At 67.1% G+C, this 18,479-nt stretch carries 10 protein-coding genes; 1 reads left to right on the top strand and 9 read right to left on the bottom strand.

The window, feature by feature from the left end; translation table 11 throughout:
* The 7 genes from mutS to mnmE all read right to left on the bottom strand — a co-directional run bounded on the left by mutS (position 1) and on the right by mnmE (position 13,356).
* Entirely contained in the window at positions 1–2,790 is a 2,790-nt protein-coding gene (mutS, locus tag V5F78_RS21010) for a DNA mismatch repair protein MutS (RefSeq protein ID WP_394070826.1), read from the bottom strand.
* A gap of 168 nt (positions 2,791–2,958) precedes the next feature.
* Entirely contained in the window at positions 2,959–4,599 is a 1,641-nt protein-coding gene (locus tag V5F78_RS21005; protein WP_394070824.1) for an inorganic phosphate transporter, read from the bottom strand.
* Between the two features lie 150 nt (positions 4,600–4,749).
* On the bottom strand, positions 4,750–5,634 hold the full coding sequence (locus tag V5F78_RS21000) for a ParB/RepB/Spo0J family partition protein (protein WP_394070822.1): 885 nt from the start codon (positions 5,632–5,634) through the stop codon (positions 4,750–4,752).
* A gap of 29 nt (positions 5,635–5,663) precedes the next feature.
* Positions 5,664–6,506: a ParA family protein gene (locus V5F78_RS20995; RefSeq protein ID WP_394070820.1), complete on the bottom strand. Its 843-nt coding sequence runs from the start codon at positions 6,504–6,506 to the stop codon at positions 5,664–5,666.
* Positions 6,499–7,188, bottom strand: coding sequence for a 16S rRNA (guanine(527)-N(7))-methyltransferase RsmG (gene rsmG / locus V5F78_RS20990; protein ID WP_394070818.1), 690 nt, complete (start codon positions 7,186–7,188; stop codon positions 6,499–6,501). Before rsmG ends, V5F78_RS20995 begins: the two co-directional genes overlap by 8 nt.
* A 255-nt stretch (positions 7,189–7,443) precedes the next feature.
* A complete protein-coding gene (gene mnmG / locus V5F78_RS20985) occupies positions 7,444–9,360 on the bottom strand; it encodes a tRNA uridine-5-carboxymethylaminomethyl(34) synthesis enzyme MnmG (RefSeq protein WP_394070816.1) in 1,917 nt (638 codons plus the stop codon).
* A 2,673-nt stretch (positions 9,361–12,033) separates the two neighbouring features.
* Positions 12,034–13,356, bottom strand: a complete 1,323-nt coding sequence (gene mnmE / locus V5F78_RS20980; RefSeq protein ID WP_394070814.1) for a tRNA uridine-5-carboxymethylaminomethyl(34) synthesis GTPase MnmE — start codon at positions 13,354–13,356, stop codon at positions 12,034–12,036.
* A gap of 32 nt (positions 13,357–13,388) precedes the next feature.
* On the opposite strand from mnmE, the gene V5F78_RS20975 reads away from it, so the two are divergent.
* Entirely contained in the window at positions 13,389–15,404 is a 2,016-nt protein-coding gene (locus V5F78_RS20975; RefSeq protein WP_394070812.1) for a thioredoxin domain-containing protein, read from the top strand.
* Positions 15,405–15,575: 171 nt separating this feature from the next.
* Here the strand turns inward: V5F78_RS20975 and V5F78_RS20970 are convergent, their stop codons facing one another.
* Both V5F78_RS20970 and rho read right to left on the bottom strand, forming a co-directional pair.
* Positions 15,576–17,012: a glycosyltransferase gene (locus V5F78_RS20970; RefSeq protein WP_394070810.1), complete on the bottom strand. Its 1,437-nt coding sequence runs from the start codon at positions 17,010–17,012 to the stop codon at positions 15,576–15,578.
* 163 nt (positions 17,013–17,175) lie between these two features.
* A complete protein-coding gene (gene rho, locus V5F78_RS20965) occupies positions 17,176–18,441 on the bottom strand; it encodes a transcription termination factor Rho (protein WP_348845784.1) in 1,266 nt (421 codons plus the stop codon).
* Positions 18,442–18,479 lie beyond the last annotated feature (38 nt).

Raw genomic sequence — 18,479 nt, 5'->3', positions numbered from 1 at the left:
TCAGCCTGCCTTCGGCTTGCGCAGGCTCTTCAGCCTGTAGAGCATCTCCAGCGCCTCGCGCGGCGTGAGGCTGTCCGGATCCACCCCGTCCAGCGCCTCCAGCGCGGGATCCGACGAAGCCGCCGGGCCGCTCGGCTCCGACCGGCGCACCGCCGCCGCGAACAACGGCAATTCGTCCAGCAGCCGCTGCGCGGGTGCCGCCCGCTCGGCCGCTTCCAGCTCCGCAAGTACCGATTTGGCGCGGGCGATGACGGCGGGCGGCAAGCCGGCAAGCTTCGCCACCTGGATGCCGTAGGAGCGATCCGCCGCTCCCGCGATCACCTCATGCAGGAACACCACGTCGCCCTGCCATTCCGCCACCTTAACGGTGGCGTTCATCAGCCGGTCGCAGCGCTGGGTCAGTGCGGTCAATTCGTGGAAATGGGTGGCGAACAGGGCCCGGCTGCGATTGATCTCGTGCAGATGCTCAAGGCTCGCCCAGGCGATCGACATGCCGTCGAAGGTGGAGGTGCCGCGACCGATCTCATCGAGGATCACCAGCGAGCGCGGCGTCGCCTGGTTCAGGATGGCGGCGGTCTCCACCATTTCCACCATGAAGGTGGAGCGCCCGCGCGCGAGATCGTCCGCCGCGCCGACGCGGGAGAACAGGCGGTCCACCACCCCCAGCCGCGCCGCGCGCGCCGGCACGAAGGCGCCCGCCTGCGCCAGCACGGAAATCAGCGCGTTCTGGCGCAGGAAGGTGGATTTGCCGGCCATGTTCGGGCCGGTGACCAGCCAGATCCGGCCGGCCTCCTTGCCGGGCGGGGCGGACAGATCGCAATCATTGGCGACGAACGGCCCGCCGCCCTTCGCCAGCGCCTGTTCCACCACCGGATGGCGCCCGCCCTGGACCTCGAAATCCACCCCGCCGGTCATTTCGGGGCGCACATGGCGCTCGTCCGCGGCGAGGCGGGCAAGGCCGGCGAACACGTCCAGCTCAGCAAGCGCCTCGGCGGCGGCGCGGATCTCGCCCGCTTGCGCCACCACCGCGGCGGCGAGGCGATCGAAAATATGCTGTTCCAGCGCCAGCGACCGCTCGCCGGCGCTGGCGATGCGGCTTTCCAGATCGCCCAGTTCCACGCTGGTGAAGCGCACCGCCCCGGCCAAGGTCTGGCGATGCACGAAAGTGGTGGAGAACGGCGCCTCGCGTAGCCGGTCGCCGTGCTGGGCGGTGACCTCGACGAAATACCCCAGCACCGCATTGTGCCGGATCTTCAGGGAGCGGATGCCGGTCTCGTCCACATAGCGCCGCTCCAGCGCGGCCACCACACGCCGGCTCTCGTCGCGCAGGGCGCGGGTGGCGTCGAGATCGGCATCATAGCCGGCACGGATGAAGCCGCCGTCGCGGCGGGTGAGCGGCGGCTCGTCCTCCAGCGCGGCGGCAAGATCGCGGGCCAGCTCCCGGTCCATGCCGGCCAGCGCGAGGATGGCGCGGGCAAGGTCGCGCGGCGGCTCTTCGGCGAAGGCGGCGGCCAGCGCGAACCCCTCCTCCAGGCCCCGGCCGACGGCGGCGAGGTCGCGCGGGCTCGCGCGGCCGAGCGAGAGGCGGGAGAGCGCACGCGCCAGATCCGGCGCGCCGGCAAGGCCACGCCGCAGGATGGCGAGGATCTCGGCATTGTCAGCCAGAAACCCCACCGCATCGTGCCGGTCGCGGATGGCGGGAAGGCTCGTGAGCGGCTCGGAGATCCGCCGCGCCAGAAGGCGGGCGCCCGCTGCCGTGACCGTGCGGTCCACCGCCGCCAGGAGCGAGCCGCGCCGTTCGCCGGACAGCGTGCGCACCAGCTCAAGATTGGCGCGCGTGCCGGCGTCGATCAGCATCAGGGCGCCGTCGGCCTCGCGCACCGGCGGCGCCAAGGCGGGCCGCGCACCGAGCTGCGTGCGCTCCACATAGGCGACGATGGCGGCGGCGGCGATCAGCTCGGCGCGGGAGAAGGCGCCGAACGCCTCCAGCGTCGCCACCCCGAAGAAGCCGGCCAGCCGGCCTTCCGCGCCCGCCCCCTCGAACCCCTGGCGCGGCAAGGGCGTGACGGCGGGCAGCTGGTCCCAGATCTCACGCAGGTCGCCGTCCTCGTACAGCGCGTCCGAGATCAGCACCTCCGCCGGCTCGATGCGGGCAAGGTCGGCGGCAAGGTCCGCGCGGCTGGTGGAGACCACGCGGAAGCCGCCGGTGGAGACGTCCGCATAGGCGAGCGCATAGGCATGGGCCTCGCCCTCCCCGCCGGCGCGGGTGCGGGCGACGGCGAGCAGCACATTGTCGCGCCGCGCATCCAGCAAGGCGTCCTCGGTGAGGGTGCCCGGCGTGACGAGGCGGGTCACGTCCCGCCGCACGACGCTCTTGCCGCCGCGTTTGCGCGCTTCCGCCGGATCTTCCAGCTGCTCGCACACCGCGACGCGGAAGCCGAGCGCGATCAGCTTGTGGAGATATTCCTCGGCGCGCGACACCGGTACGCCGCACATGGGGATATCCTCGCCCAGATGCTTGCCGCGCTTGGTCAGCACGATGCCCAGCGCCTGGGAGGCCTGCTCGGCATCCTCGAAGAACAATTCGTAGAAATCGCCCATGCGGTAGAACAGGAGGCAGTCCGGATTGGCCGCCTTGATTTCCACGAACTGGGCCATGACCGGGGTCACATGGCCCTCGCCCCCGCGCGGCGCCTGCGCCTTCGCGGCGCGCGCGTCCTCCCCCGCCCCGGCCGGGACGGGATCGCTTTCGATGGGATCGGCTTGCGGATGGAGGCCTTCGCTGGTCATGGCCGCAGGCTAGAGCACGCGGCCGGGCAAGGAAATCGCGCCGCCGGGCTTTCCCCTGTCATTGGCGCCCTCTCCCGTCGCGAATCCCTCCGGAGGCTGGAGCGGCCCCGGCAAACAAAAGGGCGCGGCACCTCGCGATGCCGCGCCCTGTGATCGGGAGACGCAAGCTCACATCAGCTGGCGCAGCAGGATGTAGAGCCCACCGGAGAGGATGATCGCCACCGGCAGCGTGAGCACCCAGGCCATGGCGAGATTGCGCACGGTGGAGAGCTGGAGGCCGGACTTGTTGGCCGCCATGGTGCCCGCGACGCCCGAGGAGAGGACGTGGGTGGTGGAGACCGGCAGGCCGTACATATCGGCAGCCAGGATGGTGCCCATGGCAACCAGTTCGGCGGAACCGCCCTGGGCGTAGGTCAGATGGGTCTTGCCGATCTTCTCGCCCACCGTCACCACGATGCGCTTCCAGCCCACCATGGTGCCGAGGCCGAGCGCGATCGCCACCGCCACCTTCACCCACAGCGGAATGAACTTCGTGGCGTTATCGAGCGCGCGCTTGAACGCGGAGAGATTGTCGCTGGTCTCGGTATCGAAGGTCGGCTCCTTCTGGCGACCCATCAGGCGGATCGTCTCGGAGGCCAGATACATGTCGTTGCGCATGTTGGGCACGGCGGCGGCCGGCACCTGGGCCAGCGTCTCGTGATTGCCCACCAGGGTGGAGATTTCTCCCGCGACGGCAGCGAGGGCCGGCACCGTCTCGGGGCTCAGCTTGTGGTCGCGCACATAGTCGGTGAGGGCCTGGCGCGGATCGGCGGGCGCGGCTGCACCGTTCGAGGCCTTCACCAGCGAGGCCTGGGTCACCGAGGCGAGGGCGCGGAATTGCGCCACGTCGGTGGAATCGATGGCGCGGTTGAGCGCATAGGCGGTGGGCACGATGCCGATCAGGATCAGCATGATGAGGCCCATGCCCTTCTGACCATCGTTCGAGCCGTGGGCGAAGGAAACGCCCGTGCAGGTGAGCACCAGCAAGCCGCGGATCCACCACGGCGGCGCATGATTGGGCTTGGGCTCGGCATAGAGCGCGGGGTTCTTGATGAGCACCTTCATGGTCAGCAGCAGCAGGCCGGCGGCGAAGAAGCCGACCACCGGGGAGAGCAGCAGCGCATAGCCCACATTGGCGGCCTGGCCCCAATCCACGCCGGCGATGCCGCTCTTGCCCTGGATCAGCTGGTTGGCAATGCCGACACCGATGATCGAGCCGATCAGGGTATGGGAGGAGGACGCCGGCAGGCCGAGATACCAGGTGCCGAGGTTCCAGATGATCGCGGCGATCAGCAGAGCGAACACCATCGCCATGCCGGCCCCGGTGCCCACGTGCAGGATCAGCTCCACCGGCAGCAGCGAGATGATGCCGAACGCCACCGCGCCCGTGGAGACCAGCACGCCGATGAAGTTCCAGCCGCCGGACCAGACCACCGCGAAATGGGCGGGGAGCGAATTGGTGTAGATCACCGTCGCCACCGCGTTCGCGGTATCATGGAAGCCGTTCACGAATTCGAAGCCGAGCGCGATCAGCAGCGCTAGCAGCAGCAGCATGAACGGGGCGAAGGTGAGTTCGCCCGGAGAGGCCGCCTGCACGTCGGTCCAGATGGACCATATTGTGTAGCTGAGCCCTCCGATGAGCAGGGCGAAGAAGATGAAAACTTCCGGTGCGCCGTTCTTGCGATCGAGCCTCACCGGTTTTTCGCGATGCGCATGGCCGTGCGCTGCCCCATGGGCATGCGCCGGTTTCGCAGCGGTGTGCGCCGTCATCCGAACCCCCTCAACCGATCGGGAAAAACCTCCGGTTACCTCGCACCAGCCCGTGACATGGGCATGACGCGTTGCAACATAAGGCTTTGTGCGGTCGGGCCGGGTTGGGGGCGCGAAGCGAAAATTCTTTGCCGGGTCAGGCCTGCGGCGTCACGCGACGCCGAGCCGCCGGCAGATCAGGTCCAATTGGTCGAGGTCGCCATAGCGGATGCGAAGCTCACCCGCCTCCCCCTTCGCCTGGAGGCTCACCGCCAGCCCCAGCGCATCCGTGAGGCGCTTTTCCAGCGCGCGGGTGTCGGCATCCTTGGGGGCCGGCGCGGGCTTGGGCGCCGGCGCGGCCGAAAGGGCCTCCCGCACCTTGCCCATGGCCTCCACGTCCCGCACGCTGAGCCCCTTCTCCACCACGTCGTGGGCGATGGCCGCGGGGTCCTCATGGGCGAGCAGCGCGCGGGCGTGGCCGGCGGACAGGCGGCCGTCGGCGAGATAGGCCTTCACGCTCTCGGGCAGTTTCAGCAGCCGCAAGGTGTTGGTGATGTGCGAGCGGCTCTTGCCGATGACCTTGGACAGGTCGAGCTGGGTATAGTCGAACTGCGCCATCAGGGCCTCGTAGCCGAGGCCTTCTTCCACCGGGTTCAGATCGGCGCGCTGCACATTCTCGATGATGGCGATTTCCAGCGCCTCACGGTCGGTGAGCTCCAGCACCACCACCGGTACCTCGTGCAGGCCGGCGCGCTGGGCCGCGCGCCAGCGCCGCTCGCCGGCGACGATCTCGAAGCTGCCCGGATGATCCGCCACCGGCCGCACCACGATGGGCTGGATGATGCCCTTCTCGCGGATCGAGCTGGCAAGATCATCCAGCCCCTCCTCCAGGAAGGTGCGGCGCGGGTTGCGCGGGTTGGCGCGCACGAATTCGATCGGCACCTTACGGACACCAGCGCTCTTCTGGCTGGGCGCGGGACGAGTATCGTCCTGCCCCATGTCGCCGATCAAAGCCGCGAGCCCCCGGCCGAGCCGCGAGCGGCCTTCTTCCGCCATGTCCTTCTTCCCCATTGGAACGTGCCGCCTCAGGCCGCGACCGCGCGCGCCGCCCGCTCGCGCTGGATGACTTCGGAGGCCAGCCGCAGATAGGCCTGCGAGCCCGCGCATTTCAGATCGTAGAGCAGCACCGGCTTGCCATAGGACGGCGCTTCCGAGACCCGCACATTGCGCGGGATCACGGTCTCATACACCTTGTCGCCCATGAACTGGCGCACGTCCGCCACCACTTGGTCGGAGAGATTGTTGCGCGCGTCGTACATGGTCAGCACGATGCCGTGGATGGTGAGATCGGGATTGAGGGCGGTGCGCGCCTGCTCCACGGTCTTCAGCAATTGCGAGAGCCCTTCCAGCGCGAAGAATTCGCATTGCAGCGGCACCAATATGGCATGGGCCGCCGCCATGGCATTCACCGTGATGAGCGAGAGCGAGGGCGGGCAGTCGATCAGGACATAGGTGAATTTCGGCGCCGCGGGATCATTCGCCATGTCGCGCAAGGCGTTACGCAGGCGGAAGGCGCGGTCGCGCTCGCTGGCGATCTCCAGCTCCAGGCCCGAGAGGTCCAGCGTGGAGGGTGCCACGAACAGCGAGGGCACGCCGGTATCGACGATCGCCTGCGCCATGGTCGCTTCCCCGCTCAGCACATCATAAGTGGACAGCTTGCGCCGTCCGCGATCTATGCCGAGGCCGGTGGATGCATTGCCCTGGGGATCGAGGTCCACCACCAGCACGCTCTCGCCGATCGCCGCTAGCGCGGTGCCGAGATTGATGGCCGTGGTGGTCTTGCCCACCCCCCCCTTCTGGTTCGCCAGCGCCAGGATGCGCGGCGTGACGCCGCCGGTGATGGGGGCGGTGACGGAATGATCAGTCATGTGCGCTTCCGCGTATGTGTCCGCCGGGGACGGCCGGGGACGGGACCGCTTTGAGGGCGCGCGTCACAACCAGGATCTTCCCGTGGGGATCGCTGAGGCTGTCGCGCAGTTCGAGCTCGAGTGTCCAGTCTTTGTGGGCTTCGGTCAATTCGCGCTGCCAATCCTTGCCCTTGGGAAAGATTCCGATGGCGCCGGCGTCGAAAAACGGCGCCGCGAGCGCCAGCAATTTGGGCAGCGGCGCCAGCGCGCGGGCGGAAACCACCTGTTTTCCAGGCGCCAGAGCGCCCGCCACCTGCTCGATGCGCTGGGGATGCACGCTCACTGGAAGATCCGCGAGGCGCGCTGCCTCCCGCAGGAAGGCGGACTTGCGGCTATCGCTCTCCACCAGGTCCACATGGCCGCCCTCCCGCTCAGCCAGCACTGCCGCGACCACCAGACCGGGAAATCCGCCGCCGGACCCAAGGTCTACCCAGGCGCGCACGTCCTCGCTCACATGGGTCATAAGTTGCAGGGAATCGGCGATATGGCGCGTCCACAGCTCCGGGATCGTTCCCGGCGAAACGAGATTTATCGTTTTCTGCCATTTGGTTAGCAGGGCGGCGATGGTTTCCAGCCGCGAAAATGTTTCACGTGAAACATTTTGCGCGATCGCCGCCTTCGCCGAATCCGGGGTCTTTTTCATGCGCTTTTCGTGCCCATTTCCGCGGCTTTATCGCACGTGAAACCGCAGATTCGGCAGAACGTTTTTTGCCGAAATGTGCGCGCCGCGGTTTTGAGCCAGGTTACGGGTTACGTTCCCCAGGATTCACACCGGCGTCCGCCGATCCAGCGCCGGATCCACGCTCCTCGGATGCAGCCCCGGCGACGCCGCTCCCCTGTTCCGGAAGGGAGGAAAATTCCGCCGGTGATTCGCGGCGGCCGTGCTTGCCCCCGCTCCTCAGCCCGCCACCTGTGCCGCGCCCGCGACCGCAGCAGCGCCGCTCCCCTGCCGCCGCGCATAGGTCACCAGCAGCGCGAGGGCGGCGGGCGTCATGCCTTCCATACGGCCGGCTTGGCCGATGGTGCGCGGGCGTACGTGGGCGAGCTTGTGCTTCAGCTCGTTGGACAGGCCCGGCAGCGGCGCATAGTCCAGCGCCTCGGGCAGGATCAGATCCTCGTCGCGCCGCAAGGTGGCGATGTCCGCCGCCTGGCGGTCGAGATAGACGGCGTATTTCGCGTCGATCTCCAATTGCTCGGCGATGGCCGGGGTCAGCGCGGCAAATTCTGGCCAGATGCGCGCCACCTGCTCCAATCCGATGTCCGGATAGGCCAGAAGATCGAACGCGCTGCGGCGTTGGCCGTCCTTGTTCACGTTCAGCCCGAATGCCGCCGCCTCGTTGGGCGTCACGTTCAACGCGCGGGCACGATCGCGCGCGCCGTCGAGCGCCGCCATCTTGGCAGAGAAATGGGCCGCCCGCTCCGCCCCCACGAGCCCGAGCGCCAGGCCCCGCGCGGTGAGGCGCTGGTCGGCATTGTCGGCGCGCAGGGTGAGGCGATATTCGGCGCGCGAGGTGAACATGCGATAGGGCTCGGTGACGCCGCGCGTGACGAGATCGTCCACCATCACGCCGAGATAGCCTTCCGCCCGGTCGATGACGATGCCGTCGCCCGCCTCCCCTGCCCCGCCGCCGGCGCGCCGCGCGGCGTTCAGCCCGGCGAGCAGGCCCTGGGCGGCGGCTTCCTCATAGCCGGTGGTGCCGTTGATCTGGCCGGCGAGGAACAGGCCGGGCGCACGCTTGGCCTCCAGGGTCGGGGCAAGCTCGCGCGGGTCCACATGGTCATATTCGATGGCATAGCCGGGCCGCAGCACCTCGACCCGCTCCAGGCCCGGAATGGTGCGCAAGAAGAGATGCTGCACCTCCTCGGGAAGCGAGGTGGACATGCCGTTGGGATAAATGGTCGGATCGTCCAGGCCTTCGGGCTCCAGGAAAATCTGGTGGCCGTCGCGATCGCCGAAGCGCACCACCTTGTCCTCGATGGAGGGGCAATAGCGCGGGCCGGTGCTCTCGATGCGGCCGGAATACATGGCCGAGCGCGAGAGGTTCGCGCGGATCACATCATGGGTCTCTTGCGTGGTACGGGTGATGCCGCACTGAACCTGCGGATTGGGCAGGCGCACGGTGAGGCTGGAGAAGGCCTCCGGCGGTTCGTCCCCGTCCTGCATCTCCAGGCCCGCCCAATCTATGGTGCGGCCATCGAGGCGCGGCGGCGTGCCGGTCTTCAACCGGCCGAGCGCGAGGCCGAGGCGCTTGAGCGTGCCGGAGAGCCCGAGCGCGGGCTTCTCGCCCATACGCCCGGCGGGGATCTGCACCTCGCCCATATGAATCAGGCCATTGAGGAAGGTGCCGGTGGTGAGCACCACGGCGCCGCACGCAAAGGCGCGGCCATTGCTCAGCAGCAGGCCGCCGACGCGCCCACCCTCGAGGATGAGATCGTCCGCCTCCCCTTCCAGGATGGTGAGATTTTCCTGCGCGGCAAGGGCAGCCTGCATGGCGCGGGCATAGAGCTTGCGGTCGGCCTGGGCGCGCGGGCCGCGCACCGCCGGGCCCTTGCGCCGATTGAGCACCCGAAACTGGATGCCGCCCTGATCCGCCACCCGGCCCATGAGCCCGTCCAGCGCGTCGATCTCGCGTACCAAATGGCCCTTGCCTAGACCGCCGATGGCCGGGTTGCAGGACATGGCGCCGATGGTGGCGGCGCTATGCGTGACCAGCGCGGTGCGCGCGCCAAGGCGCGCCGCGGCCGCCGCCGCCTCGCAACCCGCATGGCCCCCGCCGACCACCATCACATCGAACACGGTTTCCAGCTTGCTCATTCGCATCTCGTGGCCAGCCACATCTCGTGACCCAGGCCGTGGGCGGACATGCCGCCGGTTTTTTGGATTGGCCCGACAAGAACGGCACTTTCGCGGCGCGGTCAAGGCGCGGGGGATGCGGGGCCAGGGCGTTCGGTCGGGAGAATGTTTCACGTGAAACATTGCGCGGCGCCACCGAGCCTCCCTCCTCAATCCGGAACTTCCCGTAAAAAATGTTTCACGTGAAACATTGCGCGGCGATCAGCCCGGAGCCACCGCCCGCTACGCCCCACGGGGCGCCGCGCGAGAAAGGATGGACGCCCTCGTCGCCTAGATCACCTGATCTCGCTCAGCAGGTAGCGGAGCGCGCCTTTGCCTCACGCGGTTAGGCTCCGCCACTCGGGTGCCAGCCCTTCATTAGCGCGCCAGGCCTCCCACCTGAATCCGGAACTTCCGCAAAAATGTTTCACGTGAAACATTGCGGGGCAATCAGAGCCGGAGGAACCGCCCGCTACGCCTTACGGGGCGCCGGGCGGAGAAGGGATGGATGCCCTCGTCGCCCCTTAAGCGCAGTTGATCTCGTTGTAGGCACCAGAGGGCGCCATTGCTTCGCGCCGGCTCAGCACGCGAGCCCCGGCCCTTCATAAGCGCGCGCCCGTGCGGCGTTCGCGAGAATGTTTCACGTGAAACATTCGAGCACCCAGGCCCCTCCCACCTGAATCCGGAACTTCCGCAAAAATGTTTCACGTGAAACATTGCGGGGCAATCAGCCCGGAGGCACCGCCCGCTTCGCCTCATGGGGCCTGCGGAGAAGAGATGGATGTCCTCGTCGCCCTTTAAGCTCTGCTGATCTCGCTCAGTAGGCACCAGAGCGCGACTTGCCTCGCGTCGGGCTCAGCCTCGCGGGCGCCGACCCTTCATCAGCACGCCGTGGACCGGCACCGAGAATGTTTCACGTGAAACATTCAAGCGCCCCAGGCCTCCCTCCTGAATCCGGAACTTCCCGTAATAATGTTTCACGTGAAAAATTGCGCGGCGATCGGGGCCGGACGGACTGCTCAGCTACGCCCCTCGCCCCAGCATCGGCGCCACGCCCTATTGGCTCCGGAACCAATCGACATTCCGGGCCTGACCTGGTTGCAACAGAGCACGGACATGCACGGGCCTGTCCCGGGCATCCACGCGGCACCTCTGACAACCGCGCTTCACGGCCCGCGCCGGCGGCCCGGCCTGGATGGCCGGGACAGGCCCCGCCATGACGACCGATCAATGAAGCACAATCGCGCGCACCTGCGGTCAGGCACCTCAACAATCTCCCACGCCGCTGACTGTCGCTGGGTCCTAGTTCCTCTGACCTCGGAGAGCTGCGCATCCAAGCTCTTCAGCATCGCGCCGGGCGGCTCCGTTCACGGGCGCCACCCTTGATCTGCGCGCGCCACGTCTGCCACGGGCGGGGGCCGGAATGTTTCACGTGAAACATCCCCGTGAATCCAGGCCCCTCGCGCACGAACCACAGCCGCGACGCCAAAAATGTTTCACGTGAAACATTGAACGACGATCAGATCCAGCAAACGGCGCGACAGTGGACAGGCGACGCTGACTTTAGAGAAGCGCGAGATGTCCACGCGCCCTTACAGTCCTACTCTCGCCCGACGGTGCATCGGAGTGATCCGCAGCATCGCCCCCGCGATAGGCGGCAACAGAGGGCACCCAAATCAGCGTTTGCCGCACCTTTATCCGAGCAGTCGGCGCTGAATGTTTCACGTGAAACATTCCGGGCTAGCCCCACCCACCCGCCCCCTGCCAGACCGCAGATCCAGGCGAAAATGTTTCACGTGAAACATCGTGCGCGCACAGGATCGGATCGACCTCGCGTGCGAGTCGGCCTCCAAAAATTCCAGCTCCGGGCGTCGATAAGCTCGCGCTTCATCTACGGAGGGACGGACATCCCTCTCGGCGAGATCGGGGGCAACGGGTCCGGTCCACCTGAAATGTTTCACGTGAAACATTCCACCCAGATCCGGCAGAGAGATGACGCCCCCTGCCCTTCGGCCCGGCGCTCCTCCAGATTGCGTTTGATCATTAGCCGCGCCCGCCCGTTGCGCGAAATCCGGATCTGGGTGGCGTGGAATGTTTCACGTGAAACATCGCTGGGGTCTCAGCGACGGCCCTTGGAATGTTGCGCCCAGCGATGACCTCTCGGCGCTTCCGAAAGGCCGCATTTCGAACGGTGCGGGAAATGTTTCACGTGAAACATTCAGGCGCCCCTCGACCGGTCGTGGCTTCATACCCAGCCCGCCACGGGCGGCGATGTTTCACGTGAAACATTTTTCGCCGGATGGGATGGCTCATCGCGGACGGGCGACAGGCTCTTAGACCGCCTTCATATCGCGCTCGCCTGGCGCACGCGGGGACCGATGTTTCACGTGAAACATTCCGGGATCGGACAGAGCTGCTGGCCCGACGCTTCGGACGGCCAGCGAAAATGTTTCACGTGAAACATTTGCTCAAGGCGCCCCCGCGATGGGAGGCGGTTGGCGCTCACCGCCCAACATCGCAAAATGCCGGAGCGTCTCGCCGCGCCGCGCGTCACATCCCCGAATGACAATGCCGCGCAGCCTCCTGCACCGAAGAAGGCGGCAGGGCCTGAGTGAGGCACAATGTTTCACGTGAAACATTCGCCCCGCCCCGACGTCATTTGCCGATGCAGAAGGTGCGGAACAAGGCGTCGAGCACATCCTCCATATCCACCCGCCCCACCAGCGCATCCAGCGCGCGGGCGGCGAGGCGCAGGTCTTCCGCCAGCAAGTCCTCGCTCCCGCCTCCGGCCCGGGCCAGCGCGCGATCAAGGTGCGCCAGCGCATCGCGCAGCGCGAGCCGCTGGCGTTCGCGCGTGATCAGGGCGGGCTCGCCGCCCCCAAGGGTCTCGGCCCGCGCCTCCATCAGCGCTATCAAGTCATCCATCCCCTGCCCCGTGGCGGCGGAAATCGTGAGCACCGGCCCCGCTGCGTCCGGCGCGGCGGGCTGTGCTTGCGCTCGGTCCGCCTTGGTGCGCACGGCGAGCGCATGTGCCAGCTCGGGCGGCGACGGGGTGCCCTCCTCGCTCAACCACAGCACGAGGTCGGCGGAGGCGGCGCGCGCGCGGGCGCGGCGAATGCCCTCGGCCTCCACCTCGTCGTCCGTATCCCGCAGGCCGGCGGTGTCGATGAGGGTCACCGCCTGCCCGGCCAGTTCCAGATGCACCTCCAGAACGTCCCGCGTGGTGCCCGGCCGGTGCGAGACAATGGCGGCCTCGCGCCCCGCAAGGCGGTTGAGCAAAGTGGATTTGCCCGCGTTCGGTGGCCCGGCGATGGCGATGGAAAGGCCGTCGCGCACCCGCTCCCCCCGCGCGCCGTCCGCCAGCGCCGCCGCCAGCTCCCCGCGCAACAGGCCGGTTTCCAGCAGCGCCGGACCGGTGAGATCCTCCGGCACATCATCCTCGTCGGCAAAATCTATGGTGGCTTCCACCAAGGCCAGGGCGCGGATCAGCCGTTCGCGCCAGCCGGCGACGCGGCGGGACAGGACGCCGGACGCTTGCGCCAGAGCCTGCCGGCGCTGGGCTTCGCTCTCCGCCGCGATCAGATCGCCGAGGCCCTCCACCTCGGCCAGGTCCATCTTGCCATTGGCATGGGCGCGGCGGGTGAATTCGCCCGCCTGCGCGGGGCGGAACCCATCCAGCGCGGACAAGGTTGAAAGAATGGCGGCAACCACCGCCCGGCCGCCATGAAGGTGAAGCTCCACGAGATCCTCCCCCGTGGCGCTGCGCGGGCCTTCGAAGAACAGGATCAACCCCCGGTCCAGCGCCTCCCCCGTTCCCGGCGCCCGCAAGACGGCATAGGTCGCCTGCCGGGCCGGAGGCACGGTGCCGGCCAATGCCACGGCGGCCGCGCGGGCCGAGGGGCCGGAAATGCGCACGAGCGCAACCCCGGAGGGCAGCCGCCCGCTGGACAAAGCGAATATGGTGTCCGATGACCGCATCACGCGCCGGCCTTGAAACTGGAGTTGGGACGATGACCGAAAACCGCCTCGGGTCCGAGACCAGTCCCTATCTGCTTCAGCATCAGGACAATCCCGTCCATTGGTGGCCGTGGGGCCCGGAAGCGTTCGCGGAAGCCCGGCGCACGGGAAAGCCGGTTCTGCTCTCCGTGGGCTATGCGGCCTGCCATTGGTGCCATGTCATGGCCCATGAAAGCTTTGAAAATCCCCTGGTGGCAGGCGTCATGAACGACCTGTTCGTGAACATCAAGGTTGATCGCGAGGAACGGCCCGACGTGGACCAGATCTATATGGCCGCGCTCCACCAATTGGGCGAACAGGGCGGCTGGCCGCTGACCATGTTCCTGGATGGGGATGGAAAGCCGTTCTGGGGCGGCACCTATTTTCCCCGCACCGCGAGCTATGGCCGCCCCGGCTTTACCGATGTGCTGCAACAGGTCTCCCAGGTCTATCGCGAGACCCCCGAAAAGATCGCCCATAACCGCGACGCCATCCTCGAGCGCCTCCAGAAGGCGGCCCGCCCCCAGGGCGAGGTGGTGATCGGCCTGCCCGAGCTGGACCGGGCCGCGCAACAGGTCGCCGGCCTGTTCGACAGGGCCAATGGCGGCCTGCGCGGCGCGCCGAAATTTCCCCAGACCGGGTTGATGGAGATGCTCTGGCGGGCGGGCGAGCGCACCGGCGACGAGAAGCTGAAGGCGATCTGCGCCTTCACCCTCAACCGCATGTGCGAGGGCGGCATCTATGATCATCTCGGCGGCGGCTTCTCGCGCTACAGCGTGGACGAATATTGGCTGGTGCCGCATTTCGAGAAGATGCTCTACGACAATGCCCTGCTGCTGGAGTTGCTGGCCCTCGCCCACCAGGAGACGGGCGACCCGCTGTTTCTCGCCCGCGCGCGCGAAACCGTCGGGTGGCTGGAACGGGAAATGCTGACCGATGGCGGCGCCTTCTGCGCGAGCCTGGACGCCGACAGCGAGGGCCATGAAGGCAAGTTCTATGTGTGGACGAAGGCCCAGATCGAGGAGGTCCTGGGCGCGGAGGATGCCGCCACTCTCGCCGGATTCTATGATGTGACGCCGGGCGGAAACTGGGAAGCGGCCACAATCCTCAACCGCACCAAGGCCGGTGACGTGGCTCAAGAGGACGAGGCCCGCCTCGCCCCGCTGCGCGAAAAGCTCCTCGCGGCGCGGGCGAAACGGGTGCGGCCGGGGCTCGACGACAAGGTTCTGGCGGATTGGAACGGCCTGATGATTGCCGCCCTTGCCCGCGCCGGCGCGCTGCTGAACGAACCCGGCTGGATCGCCCTGGCCGAGCGCGCGTTCGCCGCCGTGGTCGATCTCATGAGCGAAGGCGATCGGATCGGCCATTCCTATCGCGCCGGCCGCACGCTTTTTCCCGGCCTTGCCAGCGATCTTGCGGCCATGGCCCGCGCCGGCATCGCCCTGCATGAAGCAACCGGCGCCGGCGACCCCCTGAGCCGCGCGGTGGCCTTTCTCACCATCCTGGAGCGCCACCATCTGGATAGCGCCAGCGGCGCCTATTTCCTCACCGCCGACGATGCCGACGCCCTGGTCGTTCGTCCATTGACCACCATGGATGAGGCCCAGCCGAATTATAATGCGGTGGCGGCGGATGCCTTGGTGCGCCTGTCCGCCTTGGTGGGGGACGATGCGTTGCGGGAGCGGGCGGACCGTATTCTGCGTGGCCTGTCCGCCGCAGCCGCCGGAAATGCCCTGGCCCATGGAGCGTTGCTCAATGCCATCGACACCCGCCTGCGGCTGGCGGAAATCGTCACCACCGGGGCCGCGGGCGAGGCCCTGGCGCAGGCCGGCATGCGCCAATCCTTCCTCGCGCGCGTCGTGATCCGCGCCGCGCAGGCGGACGACCTGCCACCCGGAAGCCTCGCCCGCGCCCGGATGGAGAGCGCCCCACCCTCCGGAGCGGCTTTCATCTGCGTCGCGGGGCGCTGCACGCTGCCGATCACGGAGCCGGAGGCGATTGGGCCGGCGTTGGAGGCCGCACGCGCCTGATCGGAGAAGGTTCGGCAGCGAAAAAAGGCGGATGCCTCTGAAATCGCGTCAGGAGCCTCAGGACGGCAAGTTCAGATCGGACAAAGAAAGGATCGTCCGATCCTCGATTTTGCCGCCAGCGACCACCTGAGACCATCAACTTTTACGGGTAGCCGAGTTGCAAATGCACTTTTATTGTGCATTTGTCCGCACCGGGAGACGCGTCACCGATCGCAGCAGATCCATCCCCTCGGCACGCTCCGGCGCGGGCCGCAAGAGGTCCGTCATCACCTGGTCCACCACCGCCTGCGCGGAATACCAGGTCAGCTCGGCTTGGCGATGTTGCACCGCAGCATAAGCCGCAACATCCTCAAGCGCGCGGACGGCGCCGGGCATCTCGCGTCTGCCGGAAAAATAACAGCCCGCCGCGCCCAGCAGTTCGCGGACCACGGGAATGTCGCGCGCGAGCACGGGAAGCCCGCGCGTGGCCGCTTCCAAGGGGGGCAATCCGAACCCCTCGGCCACAGAGGCAAACAGCAGCGCATGGGCGCCGGCATAATGGGCGGCCACCTCCGCGTCTCCGAGGTCCTGGTACCAGAACAGCCGCTGCCCGTACCAAGGCGAGCCGCAGATGATCTCCAGCATGTCCTCGCTCATCCAGCCGCGACGGCCGATGATCACCAGCGGCCGCTCATAGCCCTCGCGCCAGAGCCGCTCGAAGGTGGCCACCGCATCGCGATGGCCCTTCTTGGGCTCCACCGTGCCCACCATCAGCCAGGGCCGCCGCGCCAGCACCGCGCGGCGCGCATCGCTCAGCAGGACGGGCGCGCTCGCGCCCTGCCCGTCCCGCCCCCGCTCAAAGCCATTATAGGCGACGGAGCCGTGCACCTGCGTGCCGTGCCAACGGGCGAAGTCCCGCAGGTCGTCCAGGCTCTGGCCGGACACTGCATAAAAATGTCCTCCCAGCGCCAGGGCCTGAATCAGGGCACGCTCGAATTTCAGCCGCCAGGGATATTGATAAAAGTTCGGCAGGAGCGCGGGCAGGATGTCGTGGACGAGAAAGACGATTTCGGCCCCGGCGGCGGATGCCCGCCGATAGGCGCTGAACTCCATCTCGTGCCAGAAGCCGGGGCAGAACAGCACGTCACCCGGCGCAAAGGCGATGGCCTCCCCGCGTATGGGCGCCGGCGTGAGCGCGGCACGCACCGCCGGAACAAGCCCGTCCATCCTTCGGGAAAACGCCGCGCTGGCCCGTTTCAGCGGCGCCGCCGGCACCAGGCTGGCAAGGAAATGGCCCCCCGCTGACAGCACGCGGCTGCCATAGCGCAATGCCTCAACGCTGGTCCGCAAGGCGAGGCGAACAGCGGGAGCGGGTTCTGGCGGCTCCAAGGGACTGCCGATGAGTGGTGCCACGCGACGCGTGAAACCGCCGTCTGGGGTGCATTCCACAAGATCGAAGCCGACACCGGCCTGGGCCGCGAAGCGGGCGCCATAGGTGGCATATTGGGCCAGGACCCGATGGATGCCGAGCGGCGCCGGATCGGCCATCACGAACGATGTGTCCAGCAGCACCCGGCGCACCCCGGCCCGAGGCCGCGCGTCGTCCTGCTGGCTCACCGGATCGCGCATCGCACTCACATTCCTCAAGATGCCCGGACCTTCGGGCGCTCCAGGCGGCCCGGCATCATTCGCATGGATCCGAATAAATGCATGATCGGTCCATGGGCATGGCCACAAAAAAAATCAGCCGCAGAAGGTGCGGCTGATTTCAGGTCTGCTCGGAATTTTTCGATCAGGTGTTCATGGAATCGAAGAAATCCTGGTTCGTCTTGGTCTGGCGCAGCTTGTCCATGAGGAATTCGATGGCGTCCACCGTACCCATGGGATTGAGAATGCGCCGCAGGACGTACATCTTCTTGAGCACGTCGGCGGGAACCAGAAGTTCTTCCTTGCGGGTACCGGAGCGCGTGATGTCGATGGCGGGGAACACCCGCTTGTCGGACACCTTGCGGTCCAGGATGACTTCCGAATTGCCGGTGCCCTTGAACTCTTCGAAGATCACTTCGTCCATGCGCGAGCCGGTGTCGATGAGTGCGGTCGCGATGATGGTGAGCGATCCGCCTTCCTCGATGTTACGCGCCGCGCCGAAGAAGCGCTTGGGCCGCTGGAGGGCGTTGGCATCCACGCCGCCGGTCAGCACCTTGCCGGAGGAGGGGACCACGGTGTTGTAGGCGCGGCCAAGACGGGTGATGGAATCCAGCAGGATCACCACGTCGCGGCCATGCTCCACGAGGCGCTTGGCCTTCTCGATCACCATCTCGGCGACCTGCACGTGGCGCGAGGCCGGCTCGTCGAAGGTGGAGGAGATGACCTCGCCCTTCACCGAGCGCTGCATGTCGGTGACTTCCTCGGGCCGCTCGTCGATGAGCAGCACGATCAGGAAGCATTCCGGATGATTGGCGGTGATGGACTTGGCGATATTCTGCAGCAGCACGGTCTTGCCGGTGCGCGGCGGCGCGACGATCAGTCCACGCTGGCCTTTGCCGATGGGCGAGACGATGTCGATGATGCGCGCCGAATAGTCTTTCTTGGACGAATCCTCGAATTCCAGCTTCAGGCGCTCGTCGGGATAGAGCGGCGTCAGATTGTCGAAATTGATCTTGTGCCGGGTCTTCTCGGGGTCTTCGAAATTAATCGTATTGACCTTGAGAAGCGCGAAATAGCGTTCGCCCTCCTTGGGGCTGCGGATCTGGCCGTTGACCGTGTCGCCGGTCCGCAGGCCGAAGCGGCGGATCTGGGAGGGGGAGACATAGATGTCGTCCGGGCCGGGCAGATAATTGGCGTCGGGGGAACGCAGGAAGCCGAAGCCGTCCTGGAGCACTTCGACGACACCCTCGCCGATGATCTCGGTTTCGCTGGCGGCGAGCTGTTTCAAAATCGCGAACATCAGTTCCTGCTTGCGCAGGGTGCTCGCGTTTTCGACCTCGTTTTCTTCAGCGAAGGCGAGCAGTTCGACGGGGGTTTTGGACTTGAGATCCTGGAGTTTCACTTCCCGCATATGGGAAAGCCTCGAAATCTTGAATTGGGCCGGCGGCT

Origin of the sequence: Roseixanthobacter glucoisosaccharinicivorans (genome assembly GCF_043195095.2) — a bacterium.
In the GTDB taxonomy this organism is placed as follows: Bacteria; Pseudomonadota; Alphaproteobacteria; order Rhizobiales; family Xanthobacteraceae; genus NCEH01.
The sequence above is the reverse complement of the archived record's forward strand: the minus strand, read 5'-3'. Positions and strand labels throughout refer to the sequence as shown.